This is a genomic window from Natronorubrum amylolyticum, from assembly GCF_052040145.1.
Lineage (GTDB): Archaea > Halobacteriota > Halobacteria > Halobacteriales > Natrialbaceae > Natronorubrum.
In genome coordinates this window covers 24,431-49,697 of sequence record NZ_JBPPFW010000007.1, presented here as the reverse complement: position 1 = coordinate 49,697, position 25,267 = coordinate 24,431, and the positions used below count along the sequence as shown (strand labels likewise).

General features: G+C 63.3%; 22 protein-coding genes. 8 read left to right on the top strand and 14 right to left on the bottom strand.

What is annotated here, in order from left to right; genetic code table 11:
* The first annotated feature begins 2 nt into the window (after positions 1 to 2).
* A complete protein-coding gene (locus ACSFDB_RS20600; protein ID WP_440772766.1) occupies positions 3 to 971 on the top strand; it encodes a sugar phosphate isomerase/epimerase family protein in 969 nt (322 codons plus the stop codon).
* 14 nt (positions 972 to 985) lie between these two features.
* On the opposite strand, the gene ACSFDB_RS20595 is transcribed toward ACSFDB_RS20600, so the two are convergent.
* The 4 genes from ACSFDB_RS20595 to ACSFDB_RS20580 all read right to left on the bottom strand — a co-directional run bounded on the left by ACSFDB_RS20595 (position 986) and on the right by ACSFDB_RS20580 (position 5,971).
* The gene (locus tag ACSFDB_RS20595; protein ID WP_440772765.1) at positions 986 to 1,309 is read right to left on the bottom strand and encodes a HalOD1 output domain-containing protein; all 324 of its coding nucleotides are present in this window, start codon (positions 1,307 to 1,309) and stop codon (positions 986 to 988) included.
* Between the two features lie 127 nt (positions 1,310 to 1,436).
* Positions 1,437 to 2,885, bottom strand: a complete 1,449-nt coding sequence (locus ACSFDB_RS20590; RefSeq protein ID WP_440772764.1) for a cryptochrome/photolyase family protein — start codon at positions 2,883 to 2,885, stop codon at positions 1,437 to 1,439.
* Between the two features lie 109 nt (positions 2,886 to 2,994).
* Complete coding sequence (locus tag ACSFDB_RS20585) at positions 2,995 to 3,867, bottom strand: phosphatase PAP2 family protein (protein ID WP_440772763.1); 873 nt, start codon at positions 3,865 to 3,867, stop codon at positions 2,995 to 2,997.
* Between the two features lie 346 nt (positions 3,868 to 4,213).
* Complete coding sequence (locus ACSFDB_RS20580; protein ID WP_440772762.1) at positions 4,214 to 5,971, bottom strand: ABC transporter substrate-binding protein; 1,758 nt, start codon at positions 5,969 to 5,971, stop codon at positions 4,214 to 4,216.
* Positions 5,972 to 6,433: 462 nt separating this feature from the next.
* Here ACSFDB_RS20580 and ACSFDB_RS20575 point away from each other — a divergent pair, with 462 nt between their 5' ends.
* Positions 6,434 to 7,600, top strand: a complete 1,167-nt coding sequence (locus tag ACSFDB_RS20575) for a tubulin/FtsZ family protein (RefSeq protein ID WP_440772761.1) — start codon at positions 6,434 to 6,436, stop codon at positions 7,598 to 7,600.
* A 136-nt stretch (positions 7,601 to 7,736) separates the two neighbouring features.
* Here ACSFDB_RS20575 and ACSFDB_RS20570 read toward each other — a convergent pair whose 3' ends face one another.
* Positions 7,737 to 8,177: a hypothetical protein gene (locus tag ACSFDB_RS20570; protein WP_440772760.1), complete on the bottom strand. Its 441-nt coding sequence runs from the start codon at positions 8,175 to 8,177 to the stop codon at positions 7,737 to 7,739.
* A 552-nt stretch (positions 8,178 to 8,729) separates the two neighbouring features.
* Between ACSFDB_RS20570 and ACSFDB_RS20565 the strand changes: the two genes are divergently transcribed.
* Positions 8,730 to 8,879 (top strand): hypothetical protein, encoded by a 150-nt coding sequence (locus ACSFDB_RS20565; protein WP_175529283.1) that lies wholly within the window; start codon positions 8,730 to 8,732, stop codon positions 8,877 to 8,879.
* 67 nt (positions 8,880 to 8,946) lie between these two features.
* Here the strand turns inward: ACSFDB_RS20565 and ACSFDB_RS20560 are convergent, their stop codons facing one another.
* From ACSFDB_RS20560 to ACSFDB_RS20545, 4 genes are all read right to left on the bottom strand, one after another.
* Positions 8,947 to 9,645 carry a 6-hydroxymethylpterin diphosphokinase MptE-like protein gene (locus ACSFDB_RS20560; protein WP_440772759.1) on the bottom strand — a complete coding sequence of 233 codons (699 nt, stop codon included), beginning with the start codon at positions 9,643 to 9,645 and terminating at the stop codon, positions 8,947 to 8,949.
* 230 nt (positions 9,646 to 9,875) lie between these two features.
* Positions 9,876 to 11,069, bottom strand: a complete 1,194-nt coding sequence (gene folP, locus ACSFDB_RS20555; RefSeq protein ID WP_440772758.1) for a dihydropteroate synthase — start codon at positions 11,067 to 11,069, stop codon at positions 9,876 to 9,878.
* Positions 11,070 to 11,146: 77 nt separating this feature from the next.
* The gene (locus ACSFDB_RS20550; protein WP_440772757.1) at positions 11,147 to 12,358 is read right to left on the bottom strand and encodes an AMP-binding protein; all 1,212 of its coding nucleotides are present in this window, start codon (positions 12,356 to 12,358) and stop codon (positions 11,147 to 11,149) included.
* A gap of 341 nt (positions 12,359 to 12,699) precedes the next feature.
* Positions 12,700 to 13,938 carry a Cdc6/Cdc18 family protein gene (locus ACSFDB_RS20545; RefSeq protein WP_090306277.1) on the bottom strand — a complete coding sequence of 413 codons (1,239 nt, stop codon included), beginning with the start codon at positions 13,936 to 13,938 and terminating at the stop codon, positions 12,700 to 12,702.
* Between the two features lie 1,218 nt (positions 13,939 to 15,156).
* Here ACSFDB_RS20545 and ACSFDB_RS20540 point away from each other — a divergent pair.
* Together ACSFDB_RS20540 and ACSFDB_RS20535 are read left to right on the top strand one after the other, a co-directional pair.
* Positions 15,157 to 15,924 carry an RNA methyltransferase gene (locus tag ACSFDB_RS20540; RefSeq protein WP_440772756.1) on the top strand — a complete coding sequence of 256 codons (768 nt, stop codon included), beginning with the start codon at positions 15,157 to 15,159 and terminating at the stop codon, positions 15,922 to 15,924.
* Positions 15,925 to 16,063: 139 nt separating this feature from the next.
* Positions 16,064 to 17,083 carry a hypothetical protein gene (locus ACSFDB_RS20535; protein ID WP_440772755.1) on the top strand — a complete coding sequence of 340 codons (1,020 nt, stop codon included), beginning with the start codon at positions 16,064 to 16,066 and terminating at the stop codon, positions 17,081 to 17,083.
* A 96-nt stretch (positions 17,084 to 17,179) separates the two neighbouring features.
* Here ACSFDB_RS20535 and ACSFDB_RS20530 read toward each other — a convergent pair whose 3' ends face one another.
* Positions 17,180 to 17,857 carry an HTH domain-containing protein gene (locus ACSFDB_RS20530; RefSeq protein ID WP_440772754.1) on the bottom strand — a complete coding sequence of 226 codons (678 nt, stop codon included), beginning with the start codon at positions 17,855 to 17,857 and terminating at the stop codon, positions 17,180 to 17,182.
* Positions 17,858 to 18,005: 148 nt separating this feature from the next.
* Complete coding sequence (locus ACSFDB_RS20525) at positions 18,006 to 19,091, bottom strand: DMT family transporter (RefSeq protein ID WP_440772753.1); 1,086 nt, start codon at positions 19,089 to 19,091, stop codon at positions 18,006 to 18,008.
* A gap of 180 nt (positions 19,092 to 19,271) precedes the next feature.
* Between ACSFDB_RS20525 and ACSFDB_RS20520 the strand changes: the two genes are divergently transcribed.
* The gene (locus ACSFDB_RS20520; protein ID WP_440772752.1) at positions 19,272 to 19,754 is read left to right on the top strand and encodes an Lrp/AsnC family transcriptional regulator; all 483 of its coding nucleotides are present in this window, start codon (positions 19,272 to 19,274) and stop codon (positions 19,752 to 19,754) included.
* 125 nt (positions 19,755 to 19,879) lie between these two features.
* On the opposite strand, the gene gatE is transcribed toward ACSFDB_RS20520, so the two are convergent.
* Positions 19,880 to 21,748: a Glu-tRNA(Gln) amidotransferase subunit GatE gene (gene gatE / locus ACSFDB_RS20515; protein ID WP_440772751.1), complete on the bottom strand. Its 1,869-nt coding sequence runs from the start codon at positions 21,746 to 21,748 to the stop codon at positions 19,880 to 19,882.
* A gap of 420 nt (positions 21,749 to 22,168) precedes the next feature.
* Between gatE and ACSFDB_RS20510 the strand changes: the two genes are divergently transcribed.
* Both ACSFDB_RS20510 and ACSFDB_RS20505 read left to right on the top strand, forming a co-directional pair.
* Positions 22,169 to 22,315 (top strand): hypothetical protein, encoded by a 147-nt coding sequence (locus ACSFDB_RS20510; RefSeq protein WP_440772750.1) that lies wholly within the window; start codon positions 22,169 to 22,171, stop codon positions 22,313 to 22,315.
* Positions 22,316 to 22,394: 79 nt separating this feature from the next.
* Complete coding sequence (locus ACSFDB_RS20505) at positions 22,395 to 22,625, top strand: hypothetical protein (protein WP_440772749.1); 231 nt, start codon at positions 22,395 to 22,397, stop codon at positions 22,623 to 22,625.
* Positions 22,626 to 22,658: 33 nt separating this feature from the next.
* Here ACSFDB_RS20505 and ACSFDB_RS20500 read toward each other — a convergent pair whose 3' ends face one another.
* Together ACSFDB_RS20500 and btuC are read right to left on the bottom strand one after the other, a co-directional pair.
* Positions 22,659 to 24,113 (bottom strand): heme ABC transporter ATP-binding protein, encoded by a 1,455-nt coding sequence (locus tag ACSFDB_RS20500; RefSeq protein WP_440772748.1) that lies wholly within the window; start codon positions 24,111 to 24,113, stop codon positions 22,659 to 22,661.
* Positions 24,110 to 25,240 carry a vitamin B12 ABC transporter permease BtuC gene (gene btuC, locus ACSFDB_RS20495; protein ID WP_440772747.1) on the bottom strand — a complete coding sequence of 377 codons (1,131 nt, stop codon included), beginning with the start codon at positions 25,238 to 25,240 and terminating at the stop codon, positions 24,110 to 24,112. The genes ACSFDB_RS20500 and btuC overlap by 4 nt, the downstream gene beginning before the upstream one ends.
* Between the last annotated feature and the right edge of the window lie 27 nt (positions 25,241 to 25,267).

The following is a 25,267-nucleotide window of genomic DNA, read 5'->3' as shown; positions in this document are numbered from 1 at the left end:
GTATGGATATCGGCGTTCACACTCCACCGTTGGCCGACGAATCGCTCGAGGGCGCACTCTCGTATCTCGCCGAGATCGGCGTCGACGCGATCGAACCCGGCGTCGGCGGTCACCCCGGTCAGGACCATCTGCCGCGAGCGGAGCACCTCGACGACGACAGTGCCCAACAGGAGGTGAGGAACCTGCTCGAGGAGTACGACATGCGAATCAGCGCCCTCGCGACCCACAACAACCCGTTACACCCGGACGACGAGCGGGCCGCGGAGGCCGACACCGAGCTCCGCGAGGCGATCGAGTTGGCCGCCCAGCTCGACGTCGGCGTCGTCACCTGTTTCTCTGGACTGCCCGCCGGTGGACCGAACGACGAGGTTCCGAACTGGATCACGGCCCCCTGGCCGCCCGAACACGCCGACGCCCACGAGTATCAGTGGGAGCAGGCCATCGACTACTGGACGGAGATGACCGCCTACGCCGACGAGCACGGCGTCGATATCGCCATCGAAATGCACCCGAACATGCTGGTCTACGAACCCCACGGGATGGCCCGGCTGCGGGAGGAAACCGGCGATCGGATCGGCGCGAACGTCGATCCCTCCCACCTCTACTGGCAGGGGATCACGATCACCGACGCGATCCGGTATCTCGGCGAGCGCGACGCGATTCATCACTTCCACGCGAAGGATACCAAAGTCTACGAGGAACAGGCCCGCGAGAAAGGCGTCCTCGACACCACGGCGTACGACGACGAGCCGAATCGGTCGTGGCTCTTTCGGTCAGTTGGGTACGGCCACGGCGAATCACACTGGAAAGACATCGTCTCGACGCTCCGGATGGTCGGCTACGACGGCGCGCTCAGTATCGAGCACGAGGACTCGCTGACGAGTTCACGCGAGGGCCTCGAGAAAGCCGTCGATCTCCTCGAGCGGGCGGTGTTCCGAGAACAGCCCGGGGAGGCCTACTGGGCCGAGTGACCGAGACGGGAGCGTTACTCCTCGAGCGACCGGCCGATCGAGAACTCCGTCTCGCCGGTGGCCGATCGCTCGGAAACGTCGACGCGCCCGTCGCTGTGAACGACGACGTCGTACCCCTCGTACTCGAAACTTACGCGCGCGTCGGGACAGATCGCCGACGGCGTCCGAAACAGCCTGTCCAGCGCAGCGGGGTCGACGACAGTGTACAGCGGCTCGTACGCCGGCGGCTCGACGTCGGTCACGTCGACTCCTTCGCGGGCGGCGATCGCCTCGATGACGGCCTGGGTCGGCACCGACGTGCGCTCCGGCGGCGACGGCGGATCGGATGCGGAGGACATATCCGTAGCATCCTCGCTCGAGCGGATAAGGCTAGTGTCGAACGTAGCCACGTGAAAAAGGCGTCCGATAGCCACCGTACCGACGGAATACGGGCAGTGTCTGTCTTCGATGCGTCACCCGTTGGGATTACTCAGCGCTCGTCTCGCGCGCTCGTTCGAACGCCTCGATGGCCTCCTCCCGACGATCGGCGTGGTCGACGATCGGTGCCGGGTACGCCGGCGCAACGCGTTCGCGATCGGCCGGCTCGAGCCCCTGCCAGCCGTGAATCTCGTCGGCGCTCGCGTCGGCGAGTTCGGGAACGTACTCGCGGATGTACTCGGCCTCCGGATCGTATTCGCGTCCTTGTTTGGTGGGGTTGAACACCCGGAAGTACGGCTGCGCGTCGGTGCCGGTCGACGCCGCCCACTGCCAGCCGCCCACGTCGTTCGCCGTGTCGTGATCGACCAGCGTTCGACGGAACCAGTCGTACCCCTCTCGCCAGTCTATCAGCAGATCCTTCGTCAGGAAGGCGGCGACGAGCATCCGGACGCGGTTGTGCATCCACCCCTCCGCCTGTAGCTGCCGCATCCCCGCGTCGACGATGGGGTACCCCGTTTCGCCGGCTTTCCAGGCCGCGAGTTCCTCGAGATCGTTGCGCCACGGGATCTCGTTCTCGTAGCCGCTGAAATCCTCGGTGACGGTTTCGGGATTGAACGCGAGGACATGCGCGTAGAACTCCCGCCAGGCGAGTTGACGCTGAAACGCCGTGACGCTCGATCGCTGCTCGTCCGTCTCCGCGCGTTCTCGAGCCCGTTCAGTCGCCGCGTACACCTCCCGAATCCCGATCGTCCCCCACTTCAGATGAACGGAGAGCCGCGAGGTGGCGTTTGCCGCGGGGAGATCTCGTTCGTCCTCGTACCGATAAATATCGTTCCCACAGAACGACTCGAGTCGATCGCGTGCTGCGTCGCGGGTCACCGTGGGGAGTTCGGGCAGTGGCTCTCCCGCTGCGGTCGCACTCGACTCGGATTCGGGGTCGTCAAATCCGAGTTCAGAAGACGACGGGAGCGGCTCGCCCGAGACGGTCGCCAGATCGTCCGCGGTCGGTGGGGCTACCGGATCGCGTTTCTCCCGGTCGCGCCACTTCTTCCAGAAGTACGAAAAGACCGAGTAGTGGTCGCCCTCGTTCGGCGTGATCGATCCCGGCTCGTGATGGATCGCGTCGTGGACGGTCTCACAGCTAACGGCATCGTCCTCGAGCGCCGCCGTGACCGCTCGATCGCGGTCGGCTGCGAGTCCGCTGTATCCCTCGCTCCAGACGACCGCCTCGGCCTCTCGTTCGGCCGCGAGCCGCGGAATCGCGTCGCTCGATTCACCCCGAACGACGAGCAGATCGGCGTCTCGCTCACGGTACCACGCTCGGAGCCCCTCGAGCGCCTCGAGCAGAGACGCGACTCTGATCGACGAGGCGTGTTCGAGGACAGTTGGATCGAAGACGAAGACGGGAACGATCGGTCCGTCGTCGACGGTGACGGCGCGGGCGAGTCCGCGGTTGTCGACCCCGCGAAGATCGCGACGGTGCCAGTAGACGGCCATACCGTACTCGGGACACCGAGCACCGAAAGTATCCGGATTGCGGCGAGCCGGGACTGCCGTCGCTCGCGTCGATCGGGGGCAACGTGGCGGTAGAATCGCTGACGGCCGGCTACTCCTTGTCGGTGTTGGGCGACTCGAGTCGCGTCCCGAAGAATCGGCGGACCGATGCGACGATCCCGTCGATCGTGTAATTGACGCCGATGTAGACGCTGATGAGTGCGAGCAGGGTCCCGGCGACGACGTCGGCGAACCAGTGAATGCCCAGATACATCGTCGAGAGCGAGACGCTGATGGCGAGGAAGCCGGAGATGGGCAGCCACACCGGATACTTCTCCCGAGTCACCCACGCCAGAAAGAAGACGGTCATCGCGAGCGACGTGTGTAGCGACGGGAAGACGTTCGTGTTCTGGTTGATCTCGTTGGTGAGCGTCCGGGACTGTGGAAACGCTTCGTACAGCAGCCCCTCAAACAGCAGTGGGTCGACGTTTCGCGGCCCGAACGCGATAAAGAGCGTGTAGAAGAGCAGCCCGATCGCGTAGTTCGCGGTGAACGAGAGCACCAGCATCGACAGCTCCTCCATCTCCTTGAGTGCGAAGTAGGCGACGAACGGGAACAACAGCAAGAACGCGTAGCCGTAGATGTAGATGAAGACGAAAAACGACGTCAGAACGTCGGTCTGGAACGACTGGAGGACGACGACCGGATCCGTGCCGAACACCGCCCGATCGAACTCGAACAGGTAGGCCGTGATGTTGTTTCGAAGCACGTTCCGCTCGAGTCGCTGCACGACGTCCTGTGTCGACCACCGCAGGAGGAGCACGACGGCGAGCGCGGCGAACGGCAAGAGACAGGTCTCGAGTCGCCATCGAAACTCCCGCAGCGCGGCGACCGCATTTCGCGGTCCGACGATGACGAGCGTCGCAGTGACGAGCATCGCTACCACGACGAGTGTGAGCTCGAGCAAGACGTCGATGAGAGCCATTCAGTATACTTATAGAGAGTATTGGCCCCGAGCCATTAACTCTTTCACAGTTATCCACACACCGTTCGAACGGGGAAAAATCGACCTCAGTACGGCGGTTCCGGTCGACGTGTCACGGGGTGTCACCAGTAGTGTTGAGAGCTGTCAGTTCGATCGTGCAGGTCCATCGTGATCGTTACCCGTTCGATCAACTGTGACTGTTGCTGGTGGTCCATCGTGACTGTTGCTCGTCCCCTCCGATCGTTTGGTGCGTTCGTGCGATCCACAACCGGTGGCCTCTCGCTGCGATCAGCGAATCGCCGGCCCGATCGCTACGGTGTGGTGGGGATCACTATCGCTGAGCGAGTCACTTGAGCAGTTGACCGCCGTCGTAGTTGTAGCCGATGTCCTGAAACAGCGGCTGGCTCTGTGACGTGTCGACCGACCCGTCGGTGCCGGGAAATGACAGGATATCGGGCTCGGGATCGGCGAACTTGTCGTCGTCGTACTCCCACGCGTCGTCATGGATACCGACGAGTGACGGCGTTCCCTTCGCTTGGGTGGCAAACCCCTCGAAGATCTCGGAGACGATATGTTGGCGGTCGATCAATCTCGCACAGACGCGTCGGAAGTTCGGGTTGCCGAGTTCGGCGTGCTGGCTGTTGAAGCCAACCATGTAGAACGCATCGGTCGTCTCCATCGTTGTCGAGACATCGGATGCATCCCTGATCTCTTCGACGCTCCCCGGCGGGATCTCACTCGCCGTCACGTCGATATCGCCGTCGATGAGCAAGTCCCGCATCGCACCCGAGTTCGGCGCGACCTGAAACCGAATCCCCTCGAATCGTGAGAACCCCTCGAGCACCGACGGCCTGTCCGACGTCCCGCGGAGGACGTGGGCGTCGAACGGCTCGAGGACGACCTCTTCGTCCGTCGAAGCGTCCACAAATGCGAACAGTCCGGAGCCGACCGGGTTCTCGTTGTCGTGGGTGACCGCCACCGTCTGCCGGTCGGTGAGCAGTTCCGACCGCTCGGCCCAGATATGCTCGGGAAAGAGCGGAATCGTCAGGGCTCGCGCGGCGACCGCCCGTGTCGTGTTGACGAAGTAGAGTTCGATCGTCCGCGAGTCGACGACGTCGGTCGATTCGACGAGGGTTTGCTGTCCACGAAACCGCGGTGCAGGGATCCCGCCCTCGACCTCACCCAGGGACGTATCCTCGATGAGGTCGAGCGTAAACGCCACGTCGTCGGCGTCGATCGGTTCGCCGTCGTGCCACTCGAGCCCCTCTCGGAGGGTAATACGGGCTCGAAGTCCGCCCCCTTCGTCCCACTCGGCGCTCTCGGCCAACCAGGGGACGTACGATCCGTCGATTCGCCGTGCCAGCGGATCGTACAGCAGATCCAAGAGCCCCTCGATTCGGTTCCGATCGACGGCCAGCGGGTTCAGCCGCTCGGTGAGCCCTTCGCCGAACACGCCGACCTCTAGCGGTCCGTCCCGCGGTCCGTTGGCCTCGTGAGCGCAGAGTTCGACGTATCCTAACGCATCCCGCGGCGGGGAAGGGACCTCGAAGCTCTCACGGGTCCCGGTTATTCGGTACGGATGTGCAACGGCCGTAAACGGCACCGACTGCAGCAGGTGGTCGAGCAGTTCGACGAGTTCTGCGGGCCGGTCGTCCTCGGTCGCTTCCCGCTGGGTTTCGAGGTGGTTGTCAGCCGCCAACTCGGTGAACCGAAAGGGGTTTTGCCACCCTTGTTCCCCGACGAATCGCGAGTGTAACAGTCCGTACAGGTCATCTGGATCGTCGTACCCGGGGTGTCTGGCAACGAATACGTCGTACTCTCCCTCGAGCAGGACGTCCCGATACAGTTCGGCTTTGGCAACGGGTTCGTGAGACGCGTCGATACCTGCGTCGCTGTAGTTCTCCCGGAGCCTGCTCGCGATCGTCGCAGCGATCGGATCGTCGTCCGCCGGCACGGCTTTGATCGACATCGAAATCTGGTCGGGACCGGGGGTTTCCGCCTGCGACCAGAGTCGATCGAAACAGCCAGCGAGAGAACTCACGGCGGCGATACCACCGCCTGCAAGGAGTCCCCGTCGGGTCGTCGACGGAGCGACGTCTTCCATACGCCCCGGGCTACGCCACCACAGCGTATAGGACTTACTCTCGAAACGACATCTTGACGAACGGCTGTCTCTATCGGGCGGATCAACCGACTTCGACCCGACGAGGGAGGTACGATCGGTCAGCGAGTACCAGAAACCGGACGCTTCGGCCCTGAGTCGAGTCGGTCACCTGGTCGTGCGTTTGCCGACGGGTTGGGTAGATTCCGTCCCGCGGACGGCGTATCGTGATTGTTGACGGCCAATTACCGGGTAACCGGAAAAAGTGCCAAACAAACAACGACAGAAGTGTTCAGTACTAAGACAGTAACGAGATCCTGACTATCTTTCATTCCCGTATATGCCAGCCATAACAATCGGGTGTCGTGGTATCGAACCGCACGTGGTTTCCGTTCCCACATCGCGGCCGACTGGTCTGGCAGGATCGATCGGTCGCGTCTCGAGGAACGGCCACGAGAGACAGCTATGAAACTCGCACTCATCGGATTCGGTCAGGCAGGCGGGAAAGTAGTCGACCAATTTCTGGCGTACGACGACGCGATCGACGGCGGTTTCATCGAGAGCGGACTCGCGGTCAACACCGCGACGACGGACCTGCAAGGTCTCGAGCACGTCCCCCAGAGTCACCGCGTCTGCATCGGACAGGCGCGCGTCAACGGCCACGGCGTCGGTGCGGACAACGAACTCGGTGCCGAGGTCGCGGAGACGGATATCGACGAGATTCAGCACGCGATCGATCGGATTCCGACCCACGAGGTCGACGCGTTCCTCGTCGTCGCCGGCATGGGCGGCGGCACCGGCTCCGGAGGCGCTCCGGTCCTCGCGAAACACCTCAAGCGAATCGACACGCAGCCCGTCTACGGGCTCGGCGTCCTGCCGGCGACGGACGAGGGCGGCATCTACACGCTCAACGCCGCCCGCTCGTTCCGGACGTTCGTTCGCGAAGTCGACAACCTGCTCGTCTTCGACAACGAGGTCTGGCGCAGCGCCGGCGAGTCCGTCGAGGGCGGATACGACCGAATCAACCGCGAGATCGTCGAGCGATTCGGTCTGCTGTTCGCCGCCGGAGAGGTCGGCCACAGCGACCACGTCGCCGAGAGCGTGGTCGACTCCTCCGAGATTATCAACACGCTCTCCGGCGGCGGTATCTCGACGATCGGCTACGCGACCGAAACGGTCGAAACGGACGGCGGCGGCCTCCTCTCGTCGTTCACCGGGAGCGACGACGGCTTCGACGATGGCAGCGCGACCAATCGACTGACCAGTCTCGTCCGCAAGGCGACGCTCGGGCGGCTCACCCTCTCGTGTGACGTCGGCAGCGCGGATCGCGGCCTGGTCGTCGCGACCGGACCGCCACGGAAGTTGAACCGCAAGGGCGTCGAACGCGGTCGCCAATGGCTCGAGGACGAGACGGGGAGCATGGAGATCCGCGGCGGCGACTACCCGATCACCGGCGGCGACGAGGTTGGTGCGATCGTCCTCCTCTCAGGTGTGACGGACGTCCCCCGTATCGATCAGCTCCAGCAGGTCGGAATCGAAGCCAAGGAGACGACCGAGGAGGTCCGGGCCAGCGCCGAAGACGGGTTCGCGTCGCTCGTCGACACGGGCGGCGAACTCGACGCGCTCTTTTGAGACGGCGATCCGGAATCCACGTTCGGCGATTCGCGCCCAACGACACCGCATCCAGTGCTTCCATCCAGGAATAGCGCATCCAGTGACTTCCATCCAAGAACAGCGCGTCCAGCGTCTCGCGTCCACCGACACCTCGTCAGTTCTCGGACGCCGGCGGGCGAACGATCCGGTCGACGGCATCGCGGAACTGCGGACTCTCCCGGTACCAGAGCCAGCAGCCGACGCCGGCGAGGATGATCGAGTTGGCGACGACCCCGACGACCGACGCCAGATAGGCCGCGGCACCGTCGCCGGAGACCGCGAACACGTTCGCCGGGTTGTCGTGGACGAGAAAGAAGTAGCAGACGAACCAGGCGTTGGGGACCAGCGTCGCGACGAGCACGGGTGCACCGTAGACGTAGTTCTTGAGCCAGATCAAAGCAAACGCGAGGAGCGGGCCGAGCAGGCCGACGACGAGCAGAAACGCGGGCTGCCCTTCCGTAAACGTCGCCCCCACCGTCGACTGAGCTACGGCGAACAGTCCTAGCACGGTGAAGTACGCCACAACGGGCACCGTCACGATGAGTCGGATGTCCACGTACTACGGTGGCCACCTGTTCGTCTTAACCGTTATTACCATTATTGTGATGCGTTCGGGACGGGATATCGTCGTTCCGGCGGCCGAGACGACCATCGAACGCGGTCCTCACGGAGTACCGAGACGGTCGAACGCTACGAGGGGACGTTCATTGGGCTGGCGACACTGTGGCGACTCACCGTCGACCTGTTGGGCGATGCCGAGAGAATTCGGGCCACGTTCGGTAGTGCTACGATGGCCGCTCGCTGTCGGCACCTCGAGCGGAACGAGATCGTCGGCCAAATCGGAACTGATCCGAGCAGTTATCAGTCCGTCAGACACTGCTATCGAAACTGGAACGAGACGTTATATCTCGATAGCTGCCGATCCAATATCACGGACGGCACGCCGTAATCGCCTCATTACGACAGTCTTACTCGATAGCGTCGGTAGGGAATAATTATCAGATTTAATGTTATTCTTGGTATGGAGAGTATAACGAAACCCAATATGAGCGACTGATTGGATATGCGAAGTGAGAGACACTCCAACCGGGCATCGGCATCGTCACGAATGCGGCGCGCACTCGAGTCGGTCCTCCTCCGAAGCGAGGGGCGAACGGTCATCGAGGAGTGCCGGCGGTGCGGAACGACGCTCGAGACTGGCGGCCCGAGCTGTCCGGCCTGTGGCCGCGACGATATCGTAAAGTATCACCTCGAGTGACGTCGCGGCCCACATCGCCTCGAACGGCGTTGTATCCGACCCACCGCGCCGTCGATCGAGCGGTTCGTCACTTAACCGGGAGCACACTGGTCTCGATCGCGTCCCGTCGACCGTCCAGCACCGCAAAGCGCTCGTCCCGACGGGACTCGAGCCAGTAGAGCAATCGTTCGGCCCACTCGAGCTTTCGGGCTTTCGCCGGATCGACGGTGGGATCATCGAGGTCCCAGCCGACGAAGACGAGGCGAGACGCGCCAAGATGGTCGGCGAGGAAGGCTGCCCGGTCACCGTCGGTGAACCCGCCGAAATTTTCGACGGAACTCCGGGGTGCCGCCTGCGTCGTGGGAAGTACGAACTCGTCGCTGCAGTCAGGAACGACGTCACGAACCGCCGGAACGTTATCGCCGTGTGCGTGGACTGCCACCGGAATTCCCGCGTCGGTCAGTCGACGGACGGTGTCGGGATTTTTGTCCAGATCGGTCACCATGCAGTCGACGTCGATCCCGTGTTCGGCGAGCGTGTCGACCGCCGTCGAGGCCGCGAAGACAACGTCGGCATCGCGTGCTCGCTCGAGCGACGCCTCGTCCTCGAGTGAGGGTCCGGCGCCGGCAACCGCGACCGTCGCGTCGCGAGCGGCAGAAAGTCGCTCGAGATCGAATTCGTCGGTCAGCGAGGCCAACACGTCGCGCGCTCGTTCGTCGCCGGTACGATCGTAACCGAAATCGGCCAGGATCGCCTCGTACACTGGCTCCCACTCGTCGAACTCCATACTCGAGATGCGGTGGGGAGTCGTATCTGTATTCGGGATTGCTCGAGCAACCGCTGTCGCGTACGAAGGCACTGGAAAACTCACGGCTACTGCGCTCGAGTTGTCACTCGTCGTCGAAGTTCCACAATAATTCCGTGTTGTGGGCCGGGGGTCGCCTCCAAAGTACCCCTACCCGGGAGGCCGCCCGGCGTCCAGTACCCCTTTTCGAAGCCTCCGGCATAAGCTTTCTCTTACCTCAGCATCGCCGCTAGCGAGCCGGCTAGAGCGCTCAGGTCGCCGTTTTCGTCGCGTAGACGGTCTGATACGTCTGAAATTGCGGTCGTCGATCCCAGAACCAGCAACTGACCATTGTCAACACCGTACACATCGGCGTTGTACTCGGCGACGATCGACGTGAACCGAACACGATCGTCGGCACCGAGTCCGGTGATCTCGACGGCCAGTGCCGACCAGTCGTCGGCGACCGTCGATTCGATATCGCGCTCCGCCAGGTGGGCCCGAAGATCGCGACTCGAGTGGACATCCAGCCGAGAGACCGACAGCTCACCGCGGCTGTCGCTCGAGCGCTCGGTGAACGCGTTTCCGATCAGCGCCGCGTCGCGCGTTTCGGCGACGTCATGAGTCCGAATCACGTGTGCGCCGCGTTCGACGGCCAGCGACGTCGCCGCGAGACTAACCGGCAGTCGGTCCTCGGTCTCGCGTCCCGCGAGTTCGCCGAGGAAATTCTTCCGATTGATCGAGACCAACATGGGCCGTCCGAGCGCTCGGAACTCGCGCAGTCGGCGGAACGTCTCCCGATCGTCCTCGAGCGTCTGTGCCTCGCTCCAGCCGCCGAACGCCGGATCAACGATTGTCTTGTCCGTTAGTCCGTTCTGTTTCAGGGCTTCGTACACCTGGTCGACGTAGTCAGCGTTAGTCGCCCACTCGGGCGACTTTCGGGTGGCCCAGTCGGTCTCCTCGACCGCACCCGGGCGCTCGAGATTCGGCGGACTCGCCATCTTCGCGACGGCGACGTCGTACTCCTCGCAGACGACGGGCATCTCGGGATCGGCGAAGCCCGCGATGTCGTTAACCATATCGAACCCGCGAGAAAGCGCTTCGTCGGCCACCTCGGCGTACCGCGTTTCGATTGAGTAAATCGCGTCTCCGGAGACGCTCTCGATGGTCTCGCACGCGATGTGTAGCCGCTCGAGTTCTTCTTCCGCGGAGAGGACGTCGAACCGCTTGTTCGCCGACTCGAGACCGATATCGACGATGTCGGCCCCCTGATCGATGAGTTCCTCGTCGACGTATCGAGCGGCGTCACCGGGGTCGTCGAAGACGCTCGGATCGTATGGGGACTCCTCGCTGACGTTCAACACGCCCATGATCCGGGGCGGGTAGTCGTCGCCGATCCCCAGCCCCGCCGCGTCGACACTGTTCATACGCGGACTGAGGAGTGAAGCCTGATAGGTACCGCGATTGCGGAACCCGTCCACGTCGACGCTCGGTGCTACTATCGTTACGTCCTCGAACGATCGTAGTTCGATTCCGTCTGATCACCCGCCCGACTCACTCCGGTCTCGTCGCCGTCAAAGGAGCCGGTTCGAATCCACCGCGTCCCGTCGACCGACGCGATCGTTTCGTCGGTCAGCGCCGGTCGGGCGACGTACCCGTCCATCGTCGTCGGGCCGCTAACGGACAGTTCGCCGTCGGTCCCGTCCTCGAGCGTTCGCGTCTCGATCCCCGGCAACGGCTCACCGAGCGAGTCGGGGTCGTCTTCGTCAAGTTCGACGGCGTGTGTCAGTCCAGTTTCCGGACGCCCCCGGTATCGGACTGGCGTTCCCGTCCGGTCGTCGACGGCCTCGTCCGGCCGTGTCAGCGATAGTCCCGTCGTCTCGAGAACGGCGACGGAGTCGTCGACGTCGGCTTCGAGTTCGCGGAGCGTCTCGTACTGTCGGGGCGAGCAGAACGCTCGATCTGCATCGTCGGCGGCCAGCAACGAACGAGCCGCTTCTGGATCCTGATCCGTGTGCGGGTGGTACTCTCCGCCCTCGAGTATCGCGGCGTTCGCACCGTACATGAGTTCGATCGGGTTCGACAGGGGGAGCAGTCCAAGATGACGGGGATTTGCGCCTTCCTCGACGATCGATCCGCCGAGGTCGGCAGCGGCGGTCAGCGCCGAGTGGCTGTAGGCCACGCCGAGTGGCTCCCCACCGTCGTATCCGACGTAGGCGATCAGCCCGCGGTCGTCGTCCGACTGACGGACGACGTCGATGCCGGTTCGTGACCCCGCGCTGTTCATCCCGTCGTTGTCGAGAAACGACGGAAGGTCGATCCCCATTCGGGCATCGATATCGACCGTGATTGCGACGCGTACCGTGCCGACTCGGTTCAGAATACCCAGAAACGGCGTCTCGTCGGTGACGTACGCATTCGCTTCGGTCTCCCGCAGGACGGTGGTGATATCGGGACTGCCGTACTCGGTCGGCACCGTCACCGGAACACAACCGTTTCTGAGCGTCCCGTAGAACGCGACGAGGAACGCTCGAGGGTTCGAGAGACGGATCGCAACGGCGTCGCCGGCATCGATATCGCGGTCCTGGAGACCACCGGCGAACGCATCAGTTTGCGACCAGAGCTTCGAAAACGTCGTCTGCTCGCTCCCGGAGATGGCCACTGCTGACTGATTTTTCATCACCGTATCCTGTAGCTGGCTCGTAATATTGGACATAGTAGCCGAAGACAGTCAACATGTGTTAAACGTTCTCTCGGTATCGTATAAGCGTATTATTCAGAAGTTGATGTCTGGATATGTCCTAGAAGATACGAGATGGATCGATCGTGCGCCACATCCGTCGTTGAAACGACCGAAGTCGCGATCCGGTTCTCAGTGTCGGAGCAACTGAAAACGGGTTCCGCGTCTCGGTATCGAAGCGACTGAAAACGGGTTCCGCGTCTCGGTATCGAAGCGACTGAAAACGGGTTCCGCGTCTCGGTATCGAAGCGACTGAAAACGGGTTCCGCGTCTCGGTATCGAAGCGACGAGATGTTTCCTCGAGCGTCCGTAGTCAACTACTCCTCCTGGTCGTCCGCTTCGAGGACGGCCAGCCGCGAATCGCGCAGGAGCACCTTTCTGACGATCGAGGGGTTCTCGAGTAGCCGGTGTTTGGCGTGGGCACCGCGACCGCGTCCGCGACCCTCGCGTTCGGACTGGATTACGTTGAGGAAGTTCTGTTCCTGGAGAATCTCCTGGACCCGACGCTCCGAGAGCACGTCGAAATCGAGCTGGCGGGCGATCGATTTGTACTGGTTGTAGATGATCTTCGTCGGGAACTCCTTCTCGGAACTGTTCTCGGTGAGCAGCGTCAGCGAGTAGAGGATCGCCTTCGCCTGCTGTGGCGAGCCCTCGATCAGTTCGTTGAATCGGTCGGCTTCGGTCTTCTCCTTGGCGTCGCGCACGTGATCCGCGGTGACCCGCGTCGCATCCTGTTTCTTCGCGATGCGACCGGCGTTGCGGAGGATGTCGATCGCCTTCCGCGCGTCGCCGTGTTCCTGGGCCGCGAGTGCAGCCGTCAGGGGGATCACGTCGTCGGAGAGCACCCCGTCGTGGAACGCGTCGCGCCGTTTCTCGAGAATCTCGACCAGCTGGTTGGCGTCGTACGGCGAGAAGACGAGTTCGTCCCGCGAGAGGCTCGATTTCACCCGCTCGGAGAGGTGATCCGGGAAGTCGATCTTGTTCGAGATGCCGATGATCCCGATGCTCGAGTCCGAGATACGCCGATTCTCGCCCGCACGCGAGAGTTTTCGGAGCACTTCGTCGTCCTCGAGCATGTCGATTTCGTCCAAGATGACGATGGTGACGTCGGTGCAGTGATCGACGGCCTGCCAGAGGCGCTTGTAGTAGTCGCCGGTACCGAGACCGCGGTCGGGGACGCTCACGCCGCTCTCGTCGGGTTCGTTGACGAGTTGGGCGATCGTCTTGATGATCGACGCCTCGGTGTTCTGCTCGCCGCAGTCGATGAACGCGTACTTGACGGTGGTGTCGTCGCGTTGCGCTTCCGAGATGACCCGCTGAGTCACCGACCGCGAGATGAGTGATTTGCCGGTTCCGGTCTTGCCGAAAATGAACAGATGATTGGGCTCGCTCCCGAAGATAGCCGGGTTCAGGGCGTCCGCAACCCGCTGCATCTGCTCGTCTCGGCCGACGATCCGGTCCGGCCCGGGAAGGTGCGTGATCTCGAGCAACCGCTCGTCGGCAAAGACCGGATCGTCGTACCGAAAGAGGGGATCACGATCGTCGTTGGCGGACATTGCAATACCCAGACTCTTCCGACTGGATTGAAATAAAGCTATGGACTTCGCTCGCGGATGTAAATAGGAGGCCTCAGGGACCCGAAATCGAATATACAGGCGTATAGTGAGAAATGGCTAGTTTGCCGGCATCGCGTATCTAACCCACGCACGCGACGAGCCGGGAATGCGAAACACCCCCACCCCCCTCGCGTATGTAACGTGCCGACGGGAGGAGGACCCCGAGCGCGCAGTCGTTCAACGATTCGAGAGTGGCGCTAGCTGTCATTCAACGATTCGCGAGCGGCGCTGCCGTCGTTCGATCCGGCCGCGGTCTCGCTCGAGAACATCCCTCCGATCACGTATTGGGGCATCTCGAGATCACGGACGATCGACGCAGTCAGATGTGTGGACGAACAAACGCAGTCGAAAAACGTCCGTTCTCCCACAGCAAAAGCCGACAGTTCGAAGCAATATCGAAGCGTCTGACGCCGAGATGACCAGTTATCGGGACACACACCCCCGTCGCGTATGTAACGCTGAATGGGTGGGTGGGTCTCGAGCTAATCACTCGATTTGATCTTTTTTAGTGGCCCGTCACCCTATTTTTACATCCGCGGAGAAGGTGTGTCACAATACAGACCCCCCACACGTGGACGGCCTTACAAACGCGAAGGGGGTGTGTCCCTCCTCCCATTATATGGGTTTCGTCTCGAGAGAAACAGCGAAACGGCGGCTACAGAAGCTCTCGACACGAACTGGAGGGATTATTCGGCGGAATCCGTCACTCCGCTCGTGATCGAGAAAGTCTTTCATGCTGTATGCTTTCTACAGTTTCCACACTACCCCTAGACTAGTTGTCTAGTCTAGAACTAGCACAGAGTAGAGAAGTGAGTGAAAGAAGTCGATAACCGTTGGTTCTCCCGGACCGTTCTGTGTCGTCGCCTCTCATTCGCTCGTCTGCCATGTTCGTCTGCCATCCCGTTCGCCCGACTCTCGCGTTGGCCGTTTTTCTCGATCTCGTTTCACGACTTCCTCAATTCACCGACTGAACCGTAATTCGCTCTTCGTTCGGCAGACTCGCGACTTCGCCGCATCGGTTCTCGGACGTCGATGCTCGGGAGCTTCCCTGAACTCAGCCGGAACCGAACAGACGGATATGGAGCTGAATGAACCGAACTGGTGAACGCGGAACCGAAAGGGTAACCCGTTTCTCGAGTCGATATCCGCTGACAGCGTATGAGCGAGGAGTCGTCTGAACCCAACAGTGTCAGTCGCCGCACGCCACCAGCAGTCGCCGTCGTCGACGCCCAGACGCCGGGGAACGTCGGCACCATCGCTCGAGCGATGAAGAACTTCGGCTTCGAGGATCTCCTGCTGGTCGATCCGCCCGAACTCGATCCCGACGGCGAGGCCTACGGCTACGCCGGGCACGCTCGCGAGGACATCCTCCCGAACGCGACCGGGATCACGTTCGATCACCTCGTCGAAAACTACCACACGGTCGGCTGTACCGCAGTGACCAACGAGGACGACCACAGTCACGTTCGGTTCCCGTTCTCTACGCCCGCCGAACTCACCGATCGGCTGGCAACCGTCGAAGCGCAGACCGCGCTCGTCTTCGGTCGCGAACGCGTCGGCCTGACCAACGAAGAACTCGCCCGGATCGACGAAATCTGCTCGATTCCGGCCAGCGCGGAGTATCCCGTCCTCAACCTCGGGCAGGCCGCGACCATCACGCTCTATGAACTCCGGTCGCTCACGCTCTCCGACGCGGAAACGCAGCTCCCCGATCTCGAGCGATCCCGGGCCGCCGAACCGACCATCGATCGCGTCTACGACCAGTGGGCGGCGCTCCTCGAGGAGCTCAACCATCCCGAGGAGAAACGCGAGAAGACGATGCGAATGCTTCGACGCGTCTACGGGCGGGCGGATCTGACCGAAGGCGAAGCCAACACGCTCCTCGGGCTGCTCCGCCGAGCGACGGAGCGGCCGGAACGACAGTAACGGCTGGAACGACGGCAACAACCGGAATCACAGCAAATGAAGCGGAACCGGCGGCAACGAGTACCCTGACGGATACGTACGAGAAACCTCCGTCCCTCGGCCACCACAGTCATATACTCCTGGTGGACACCACTACAGGATGATCGAGGTCACTCGACGACAGGCACTGTTTCTCGCCGGTACGGGGATGGCAACGCTCGCGGGCTGTTCGGACTCGTCGGACGACGGTGGAACCGACGACGACGGGACGGAGGGGACGACCGAACTGGACGGTGATCTCCCGTCGTACGCTTCGGTTCTCGCCGAAACCAACCGCCCGACCTACTTCTACGGCGCGATCGATTTCGAGACGATGTCCACCATCATCGACGACGAGGGCGCCGAAGCGGGCGACGAGCCCACGGACCTGTTGATCGGGAACCCCATCGTCGTCGCGCTGCTGTGTTCGTTCGGTCTCTCGCAGCTCGCCAACTCCCGGGCATCGACGTCGTACAGCGCCAACGACGAGACTCCTAGCGGCGAGGGCGAACTCGTCTTCGCCGACGGCGTCTACACGCTGGTCGGCGAGTACGACCGCGACGGTCTCGCTATCGACCTCGAGGACGACGGATACCGTCGCGAAACTGCCGAGGAATCGTACGCGGTCTACACCGACGCGGAGACCGGCGAAGCGATCGGGATCACCGACGAGGTGTACGCCTTCTCCTATCCGAATCCCGACGACGACGAGTTTGACGCGGTCGCAGCCGTCGAACGGACGGTCGAGACCGCAAGCGGTAATCGAGCGCCGAAACACGCGACCGACAACGAGTTCGAGGCGCTCCTTCGCGCCGGCGAAACGACCGGAATCACGCTCGGATTGTATACCGCAGACGACGAGTTCGCCGCCGATGCACTCGCGGACGACCAGCCGGAAGACGACGCCGAAAGCCTCGAGTTCGAGTTCGGCGCGTTCGAGGGCGCGTTCGGCGTCCACCAACAGCTATCGGTCGAGGATAGCGACGCCAGTGCCAGTGCCGTCGTCACGTACGCCGACGACGATCGGGTCGACGTCGACCGACTCGAGTCGTCGCTCGGCACCGACGCCGACTCGCTCGAGGTGGCTCGAGACGGGACGGCGGTGTCGTTCACGGCCGAGTACAGCGGTGATCTGGCGTAATCGAAGACCCGGTCGATATCGATTGCACGGAGGAAGATCGACTCGCTAGCAGGAGACCGTCGCGTTTCTCGAGGGGACGTATTGCAGTTGTTCGACCTACTGTGGATTCGTAGACGTACTCGCCGACTCGGTCGCTCGAGCGTCCGCGACCCGTTGGACGTACTGCCCTGTTCGGGTGACGGTGCCGGTCCAGTTGCAGTCCGGACACGCGAACAGTCCCTGGCCGTCGATGAGCGACTCACCGCAGTCGGGACAATCCTTCGCGTTGGCCGCAGTCGCGGTCGATGCCGACGGATGGCTTTCCGGAGTACCGCCCAGCGGCGTCGGAAGTTCGCCCGTCCGAAGCGAGGCGATCACCTCGTCCGTCGTGAGCGTTTCCTCGGTTTCCTCGTCGGTGTGGGGGAAGACGCCGATCAGTTCGTCGTCCGCGTAGAGTTCGAGACAGAGCAGCGGCGTTACGAGGAGATCAGTCGTCTCGCTGGTCACCTGCGACGTCGTGGTGCGTTCCTTGAACGGGGGCCGAACGCTCACACCCCGATCGGCAGCCCACGTTTCGAATCGCTCGAAGCTGTCGAGGGCCTCCTGGTAGGGACTGTTGTCCGTCAGCGCGATCTCTTTCGGCCAGCTACGGAGCAACAGATCGTCGATCGTCCCCTCGGAGTCACAGGCCTGGAGGGTTTCGATCTGTCTGTCGACCGGCTCGAGCAACAGCGGCGCGCGCACGTGGCACACGGCCGTCACGTCAGTCGACGTCGTGGTGGTGGATGCTGTCATTGGATCATGTACTTGGGCCACGATCTCCATTATAAATGTTTCTGGCAAGTCATATCGTGGCACGCGACGGCGGCGGGGAGCAGCAGTCGGTCGGCGTCGAACCGACGAGAATCGAGGTTCATCGCTACTCGGTTCCGATTCGACGTTGTCACTCGGTTCCGTTTCGACGGTAACCCTCGTTGCCGTCGCCCGTTCTCGCATCGACACAATCGGTCCCACCATCAGTTCTCACTTCGGAGCAGTCGGTTCCGCCGTCCGTTCGTGCGGTGGACCGGCGATCCAGCGTGATCACCGGTGTGCTCCGGCCCTCGAGTCGCGACCGGAGCATCGTGCGGAACGCCTCTCGTTTGATGACGACGAAGCCGGCGAGAATCGTCAGCAGGCCGACGACGGTCAGCGAGTCGACCACCGAGCCGAGGACGATCCAGCTCACGCCGATCGCGACCGCCGGCTCGGCGTAGCCGACGAGGTTCACCTGAATCGCCCCGCTCCGGTCGAGCAGCTCGAAGTAGAGCAGGAACGCGAAGACGCCGGAGACGAGCGTCAGGTAGAGATACGACACCAGCGCCGTCGTGGTCAGCTGGATCGCGGCCACCGACTCCCCCCGCAGGAACGCCCAGCCGAGCAAGACACCAGAGCCGAGCAGCATCGACCAGGCCTGAAGCGTCTCGAGCGGCAGGTTCGATTCGATCGGACGGACGAGGACGCTGCCGAGCGCGAACGCGACGGCGGAGGCGAAAACCAGCATCGCGCCGAACACCATATTGCCGCCGAGCGCCGCCGAGGACGGCTGGACGACGAGCACGACGCCGACCAGACCGAGGACGAAGCCGACGACGCCGAGGAGGTTGAGTCGTTCGCTCGGGAGCAACACGCCGGCGAACGCGACCGTCAGGATCGGTGCCGTGCTGACGATCGTCGCGGCGACCGCGCCGGAGACGTACAGCTCTCCCAGGTACAACAGGCCGTGATAGAGCGCGAAGACAAAGACGCCGGCGACACCGATCACGAGCCATTCGGACGGCCCAGACGGACGAATCCGATCGGTTACGACGGCCGCGTATCCGAGGACGATCACGCCGGCCAGCGCGTAGCGGAGTCCGGCGAACAGGAGCGGCGGTACGTACTCGAGACCGATCTCGATCGCGACGAACGAGCTTCCCCAGCAGAGTGCAAGCATCGAAAAGAGCACCAGTTCACGGTACTCAGATCGAAGAGGTGCGAGTGCAGTCATTTTCAGTTCGGAACGGATAGCCCTATTTAGACTCTTCTACAAAAGGCGACGAACGGACGAACGTAAAACCACACATATAGATCTAATCCGAATTGGCCACCATACTGAACAGCTATCTTGTAGATGGCTTCAAGTACATCAGACGAAGGATATATTCCGCACGCGGCCGACCGGTCGTGCATGGACGAACGCGACGTGCGACTCCTCAAGGCCATTTCCGAACTCGAGACCGGAAGTCCGGAACGGCTTCACGAAGCGACCGGCATCCCCGTCTCGACGATTCACTACCGACTGAGCAACCTGCGGGAGGAAGGGATCATCACGAACGATCGCTACGAGGTCGATCTCGAGGAACTCGGGCTCGGCGTGACCGTCCTCGTCGAAGTCCACGCCGACTACCAGGGCTCCTACGAGACGTTTTCGGACCGGCTACTGACCGTCGAGGGCGTCACGAACGTCTACTTCACGATGGGGAAGACCGACTTCATCGTCATCGCGCGACTGAGCAGCAGCGAGATGGTCGAGCGCCTGATCGCCGAGTTCGAGCAACTCGAGGGCGTCGACCGGACCGACTCAACGTTCGTCATCTCGGCGGTCGAAGAACGCGACGCGCTCCAGAGCTACAGCCTCGAGACGCTGCTCGAGGAACTGGTCGACGGCTAATCGACGCGGGCGACTCGAGACGAAGACAGGCGGAACCCGGCTGAATGCGGGAATTTACGAACGAACAGAGAGTGAGTAGAGAGCCGAACCGAACGAACTGAAGAGCTAGATCGTAGAGCGTCGGTTCAGGCTCGTTTCTGGATCTCCTCGCGGAGTAACTCGCTCACGAGATCGCCGTCCGCCTTCCCGCGCAGCGCGCCCATGCACTCACCCATCAGCCCGGAGAACGCCTGCATCCCTTCTTCTTCGACCTGCGCTTCGTTTCGCTCGACGACTTCGGCGATCGCTTCGCGGACTTCTTCGTCGTCGGCCCCACCCAGGTCTTCGGCGTCGGCCGCCTCCGCTGCGGTTCGATCGGGATCTTCGGCCAGCGCCGTGAGGAGATCCCCGACACCCTCGTTGGGTAGGTCGCCATCGTCGACCATCCCCAAAACGTCTCGGAGATGCGTCTCAGTGAGCACCTCGACAGCCACAGCATCACGGCGGAGTTCGGTCAGCGTCGACTCGAGCGTCGACGCCGCAAGCGTCGGGTCGATGCCCTCCGCGACGAGTTCTTCGAACAGCGGCATCCGTCGGCCGTAGGCGACCTGCTCTGCGAGCCCCGCCCCGAGGTCGTACTCGTCCTGATAGCGCTCGACCTTCTCCGTCAGCAGCTCCGGCTCCGGCACGTCGCTCGGATCGGGCTCGACCGGCGGGACGTCGGTCTCGGGGTACATCCGCGCTGCACCCGGCAGCGGCCGCAGGTAGCGCGTCGTCCCGTCGTCGTTCGCCCCGCGGGTCTCCTCGGGGACGCCCTCGAGTGCGACGCCGGCGCGCTCGGCGACGGCCTCGATCGAGCCCTCGGCGACGTCGGTGTCGGCGGCGACGATCGCGACGGCGTCCGCGGATCCAGCCCCAACCGCCGCTCGCAGGTCCGCAACCTCGTCTTCGGTGACCCCGTAGGCCGGCAGTTCGTCCGTGTGGAAGATCCCGCCCGCGCCGTGGCGTTTCGCGTAGTCGGAGAACTCGGTGCCGAGCCGACGGTCCGGTGCGACCTCCCGGCCCACGATGCCGTCGAAGCCGTACAGCGGAACGGCCATCACGGAGCCGCCGGAATCGAGCGCCCCGCCGATGACGCCGCTGTCCGTCCCCTCGAAGACCTCGGTCACGTCCTGCGTCTCGCCGATCGACGCCTCGCGCTCTGCGAGTTCCTCGCGAATCTCGACGAGTTTGGCCTGGCGAGCGACCTCGTTGCGCACGATGTCGTCGATGTCGTCGAGGCTCTGGACGCCCTTGATCTCGACGCGAGCGCCCTCCGCGATGGAGACGTTGACGTCCTGGCGGATCGTCCCGAGTCCGCGCTTGACCTTCCCCGTCGAGCGCAGGAGCATCCCGATCCGTTCGGCGGCCTCGAGCGCCTGCTCGGGGCTCGAGATATCCGGCTTCGTGCCGATCTCGACCAGCGGGATTCCGAGCCGATCCAAGCTGTACCGAACGCCGTCGTCGGTCTCTGCGACGCGCTGGGCGCTCTCCTCCTCGAGCAGGAGGTCCTCGATCCCGACGGCACCGTCGTCGGTCTCGATTTCGCCTTCGGTCGCGATTAGCGTCGAGCGCTGAAAGCCCGACGTGTTCGAGCCGTCGACGACGAGCTTTCGCATGACGTTGGCCTGATCGACCGGCTTCATATCCATCAGTTGGGCGATCTCGAGGACCGTCTCGAGCGCCTCCTCGTCCAACTCGTGTGGCGGCTCGTCGTCCTCCTCGACCAGACAGGTCGAGTCGTACGCGAGGTACTCGAACTCCCGGTCGACCTTGCTCTCCTCGAGGGCGGCCTGATCGATCTCGCCGAGTTCGCTGCGCGTGGGGTGTAGATAGCGCGTGAACCTCCGCGTCGACTCCTCGGGTTCGCGAAGCTCGGTCGGACACTGGCAGAACAGCTTCGTCGCCGTATCGAGTTGCTGGTGGATCTCCAGCCCGGCGACGAGTCCGAGCTCGTCGTAATCGTACTCGCTCATTGGCGGGCACTCGGAGGCGGAGGGGTAAAAAACCGTCCAGTTGCGGTCGGACCGACGATGGTGTCGCTATCGCTGAGGGTTATTCGACCACCCGAACGCGCGTGACCGCCGCCGTTAGTTCGGCGACTTCCAAGAGGATAGCAGTCGCTCGAAGGTGTTAGAGAGACGGGGTAGGTCAGTCAACGCGCGTACACGTGGAAACCACGCGTAGTCGAAAGGTGGCTGCCTGACCGTGCCGCCTACCAGGTCTCTCTTCTATCGCCATAAAACACCTCCGGTAGTCGGATACGGCACCGATCTAGTGCGGTGACGGATGCATCGCGATCGATGACATTCGGACCGAACGCCGCTCGTCGTCCGTTTTTCTCCTAGTGCACAAGCAAGCACAACGGCTACACGCGGTTGCCGGCACGTTCCTGTATGGTTCGGATTTCGACGATCGTCATCATCCTCGCGATCATTCTCGGCATCGGTCTCATCCCGATTCCCATTATTCCCGGCGTGGGAATCCTCGTCGGTATCTCGGGGATCATTCTCGGGATCATTCTTCGGCTCCTCGGCTACTGACTCAGTCGCTCGACCATCCGCAGACGCGGCGTCGACCGGGACAACCCTTATTCTCTGAAGTGGCCTACCGAGCTCGTCAATGGCCCTCACTCGTTTCACGCTCCCCAGCGGCGCACCGGCTTGGCACGGTGACCGACGGATTCACGCACTGGTGATCGTCTTGGGCGTCACGCTTCTGGGTGACGGTCTCGGAACGGTCCTCGGTCGGATCCCGACGGCGCTGGTCGACGTCGGCCTGGCCGGAGGGCTCGCGGCCGGTCGGCCGCGATTCTCGTTGCCTCGGTCGTCCTCGCTGCGCTACTGTAGCTGAGTGCGCTCTTCTCCGCTCGTCGGTGCTCCCTCGTCAGTCCGCACTCGAGGCCGCGCCGGACGGTCCGGGCGTCTCGTCGGCGATGGCCTCGAGAATCGTCTCCGGCGTCGCTTGGGTCGGCCGCTCCCGCCCGTCGAACGGGTCGGACGTCGCTCGAGACGCGGCGTCGATCGCCGTTCGCGCCGTCTCGTCTGCCGGTCGGGTCGCGATGACGATCGAGTCGGCCGTCGCGTCGACCGACTCGAGCAACCGCCTCATCCCCGCACTGCCGGACTCGAGCGCGCGCTCGGTGACGACCGTCACGTCGGACGCTCGAACCCGATCCTCGAACGCCGTCAGCGTCGCCGGCGAGAGCGATTCGAACGGTGGTACCTCGAGCCGATCGACCGCGAGCGAGCGGGCGGTTTCCGCTGCCGTGTCGCCCGCGGTAACGGGTCCGACGGACACCTGGAGGTCGGCAGCCGCCGTCTCGAGGCGCGCGAGCACCGCCGCGGCGGTCGACCCGGTTCCGAGGACGTGGATTCTGGTGGTGGCTCCCTCACCGTCGTTTCGAACCGTCCCGGTCGTTCCGTCGCCGTCCTCGGTCACTGCCTCGAGATCGAGGCCGAATCCGCTCGGCAGCGCCGTCACAGTCTCCGTTCCCGTGATCGGATTCGTCGTGACCGTCGCCGTCGCGTCGAACACGTCTGACAGCGACTCGCCGGTCAGGACGTCCGCGGGCGGGCCGCTCCGGTAGAGTTGGCCGTCGGCGAGCATCACGAGCCGGTCGCAGTACCGCGCCGCCAGATCGAGGTCGTGAATCGCCGCGCAGACGGCTCGTCCCTCCCCGACTAACTCCCGAACCAACTCGAGCGTCTCGAGCTGGTGGTTCACGTCCAGACTCCCGGTCGGTTCGTCGAGCAGCATGGCCGGCGTCTCTTGAGCGATCGCGCGCGCGAGCACCACGCGCTGGCGCTGGCCGCCACTCACTTCGTCGATCGGTCGGTCCGCAAGGTCGGCCGTTCGCGTCCGCTCGAGGGCCTGTTCGACCGCCGCTCGGTCCTCGCGCGTCGGTGAGGAAAAGCGCGAACGGTGAGGATGGCGCCCCATCTCGACGACGTCCCGAATAGGGAACGAAAACGACAGCGCTGTATCCTGTGGGACGACCGAAACCAGCCGACTCGAGGCCTTCGCGGACGCCCGATGAACGTCGGTGTCGCCGATGGTCACCGTTCCCGAATCCGGCTCGAGCGCGCCGCTGATCGCCCGGAGAAGCGTCGTCTTCCCCGCACCGTTCGGCCCGACGAAGCCGACGAACTCACCGGGCTCGATCGTCAGCGAGACGTCCTCGAGGACGGAGAGTTCGCCGAAGGAGAGCGACAGGTTCGAGACGGAGATCGTTGCGGGTTCGAACGGTTCTGGGCCGGGTTTCGCTTCCGTTTCTGAGACGGCTGCTGTTTCGTCCGCCTCGTCCGTCTCCGTCCTCGAGGAACTCGAGAACGGACTCATACCGAGTGCACCTCCCGACGGGTGAGCAAGAAGAGGAAGAACGGGGCGCCGAGCGCGGCCGTGATGATGCCCACGGGAACGACCGGCGTGTCGACGGCGATGCCAAAGGGCAGCGAGAGCGTTCCGAGACGGGCGATCGTATCCGTTGCGATCAGAAACGAGGCTCCGGCGAGGGCGCTGGTCGGTAGCAGGATCCGGTGATCGGGGCCGACGAGCAGTCGCATCATATGGGGAACGACGAGACCGACAAATCCGATGACGCCCGCGACGGCGACGCCGGCCGCGGTGACGATGCTCGCGAGCGCGAGCAGGAGGAGTTTGGTCCGCTCGACGTTGACGCCGAGATGGTGGGCATCCTCCTCGCCCAGCAGGAGGACGTTCATCTCACGGGTGTAGGTGAGCAGGATGGCTACGCCGACGACCGTCACCGGTAACGCGAACGCGACATCGCCCCAGTTGCTGTTGCTGAGGTGACCCATCATCCAGACGACGGCCTGTCTGAGGTTGTCGCCGCTGTAGACGAGCATGTACGAGATCATCGCCCCGAGGAACGCCTGAATGGCGACGCCGGCCAGCAGCAACGTTGCGACCGGCGTTCGTCCGCCCTCGGTCGCGATCGCGTAGACGAGAAACGCCGTTCCCAGCGCGCCGACGAACGCCGCGAGATGGAGGCCGCCGAACGGGACCAGTGCCGGAAACGCGATGGCCGCGACGGCGCCCGCGGCGGCACCCGAGGAGACGCCGATGATCGACGGATCGGCGAGCGGGTTGCGGAAGAACCCCTGCATAACCGTCCCCGCGGCTGCGAGCGAGAAGCCCACCGTTGCTGCGAGGGCAATCCGCGGCAGTCGGATGTCCGTGACGATAGTCTGGTGGGAACTCGGCACGTCGAACGAGAAGACAGACGTATACTGAACGTTCGGCAGCGGAACGGCGATGCCCGTTCCCGGGATCACCGAACTGCCGGCCGTTATCCCCGAGGGGAGGACGACCCTATTGAGAATCGCCATCGTGACTACTGACGGCTCGATCCTGACCGCTCCGAGGGCCGCGCTGGCGACCACGACGGCGACGAGGAGAACGAGTAGCCCCGCCGACCACGAAACGGTCCGGATCGCGCGTCCCATACAATGCAACCTCGGTTGGCTTAGACA

What these genes read in the sequence shown, in the direction of transcription:
- ACSFDB_RS20600 (WP_440772766.1), top strand. Translation starts at nt 3, where the DNA reads ATGGATATCGGCGTTCACACTCCACCGTTGGCCGACGAATCGCTCGAG.
- ACSFDB_RS20595 (WP_440772765.1), bottom strand. Translation starts at nt 1,309, where the DNA reads ATGTCCTCCGCATCCGATCCGCCGTCGCCGCCGGAGCGCACGTCGGTG.
- ACSFDB_RS20590 (WP_440772764.1), bottom strand. Translation starts at nt 2,885, where the DNA reads ATGGCCGTCTACTGGCACCGTCGCGATCTTCGCGGGGTCGACAACCGC.
- ACSFDB_RS20585 (WP_440772763.1), bottom strand. Translation starts at nt 3,867, where the DNA reads ATGGCTCTCATCGACGTCTTGCTCGAGCTCACACTCGTCGTGGTAGCG.
- ACSFDB_RS20580 (WP_440772762.1), bottom strand. Translation starts at nt 5,971, where the DNA reads ATGGAAGACGTCGCTCCGTCGACGACCCGACGGGGACTCCTTGCAGGC.
- ACSFDB_RS20575 (WP_440772761.1), top strand. Translation starts at nt 6,434, where the DNA reads ATGAAACTCGCACTCATCGGATTCGGTCAGGCAGGCGGGAAAGTAGTC.
- ACSFDB_RS20565 (WP_175529283.1), top strand. Translation starts at nt 8,730, where the DNA reads ATGCGGCGCGCACTCGAGTCGGTCCTCCTCCGAAGCGAGGGGCGAACG.
- ACSFDB_RS20560 (WP_440772759.1), bottom strand. Translation starts at nt 9,645, where the DNA reads ATGGAGTTCGACGAGTGGGAGCCAGTGTACGAGGCGATCCTGGCCGAT.
- folP (WP_440772758.1), bottom strand. Translation starts at nt 11,069, where the DNA reads ATGAACAGTGTCGACGCGGCGGGGCTGGGGATCGGCGACGACTACCCG.
- ACSFDB_RS20550 (WP_440772757.1), bottom strand. Translation starts at nt 12,358, where the DNA reads ATGTCCAATATTACGAGCCAGCTACAGGATACGGTGATGAAAAATCAG.
- ACSFDB_RS20545 (WP_090306277.1), bottom strand. Translation starts at nt 13,938, where the DNA reads ATGTCCGCCAACGACGATCGTGATCCCCTCTTTCGGTACGACGATCCG.
- ACSFDB_RS20540 (WP_440772756.1), top strand. Translation starts at nt 15,157, where the DNA reads ATGAGCGAGGAGTCGTCTGAACCCAACAGTGTCAGTCGCCGCACGCCA.
- ACSFDB_RS20535 (WP_440772755.1), top strand. Translation starts at nt 16,064, where the DNA reads ATGATCGAGGTCACTCGACGACAGGCACTGTTTCTCGCCGGTACGGGG.
- ACSFDB_RS20530 (WP_440772754.1), bottom strand. Translation starts at nt 17,857, where the DNA reads ATGACAGCATCCACCACCACGACGTCGACTGACGTGACGGCCGTGTGC.
- ACSFDB_RS20525 (WP_440772753.1), bottom strand. Translation starts at nt 19,091, where the DNA reads ATGACTGCACTCGCACCTCTTCGATCTGAGTACCGTGAACTGGTGCTC.
- ACSFDB_RS20520 (WP_440772752.1), top strand. Translation starts at nt 19,272, where the DNA reads ATGGACGAACGCGACGTGCGACTCCTCAAGGCCATTTCCGAACTCGAG.
- gatE (WP_440772751.1), bottom strand. Translation starts at nt 21,748, where the DNA reads ATGAGCGAGTACGATTACGACGAGCTCGGACTCGTCGCCGGGCTGGAG.
- ACSFDB_RS20510 (WP_440772750.1), top strand. Translation starts at nt 22,169, where the DNA reads ATGGTTCGGATTTCGACGATCGTCATCATCCTCGCGATCATTCTCGGC.
- ACSFDB_RS20505 (WP_440772749.1), top strand. Translation starts at nt 22,395, where the DNA reads ATGGCCCTCACTCGTTTCACGCTCCCCAGCGGCGCACCGGCTTGGCAC.
- ACSFDB_RS20500 (WP_440772748.1), bottom strand. Translation starts at nt 24,113, where the DNA reads ATGAGTCCGTTCTCGAGTTCCTCGAGGACGGAGACGGACGAGGCGGAC.
- btuC (WP_440772747.1), bottom strand. Translation starts at nt 25,240, where the DNA reads ATGGGACGCGCGATCCGGACCGTTTCGTGGTCGGCGGGGCTACTCGTT.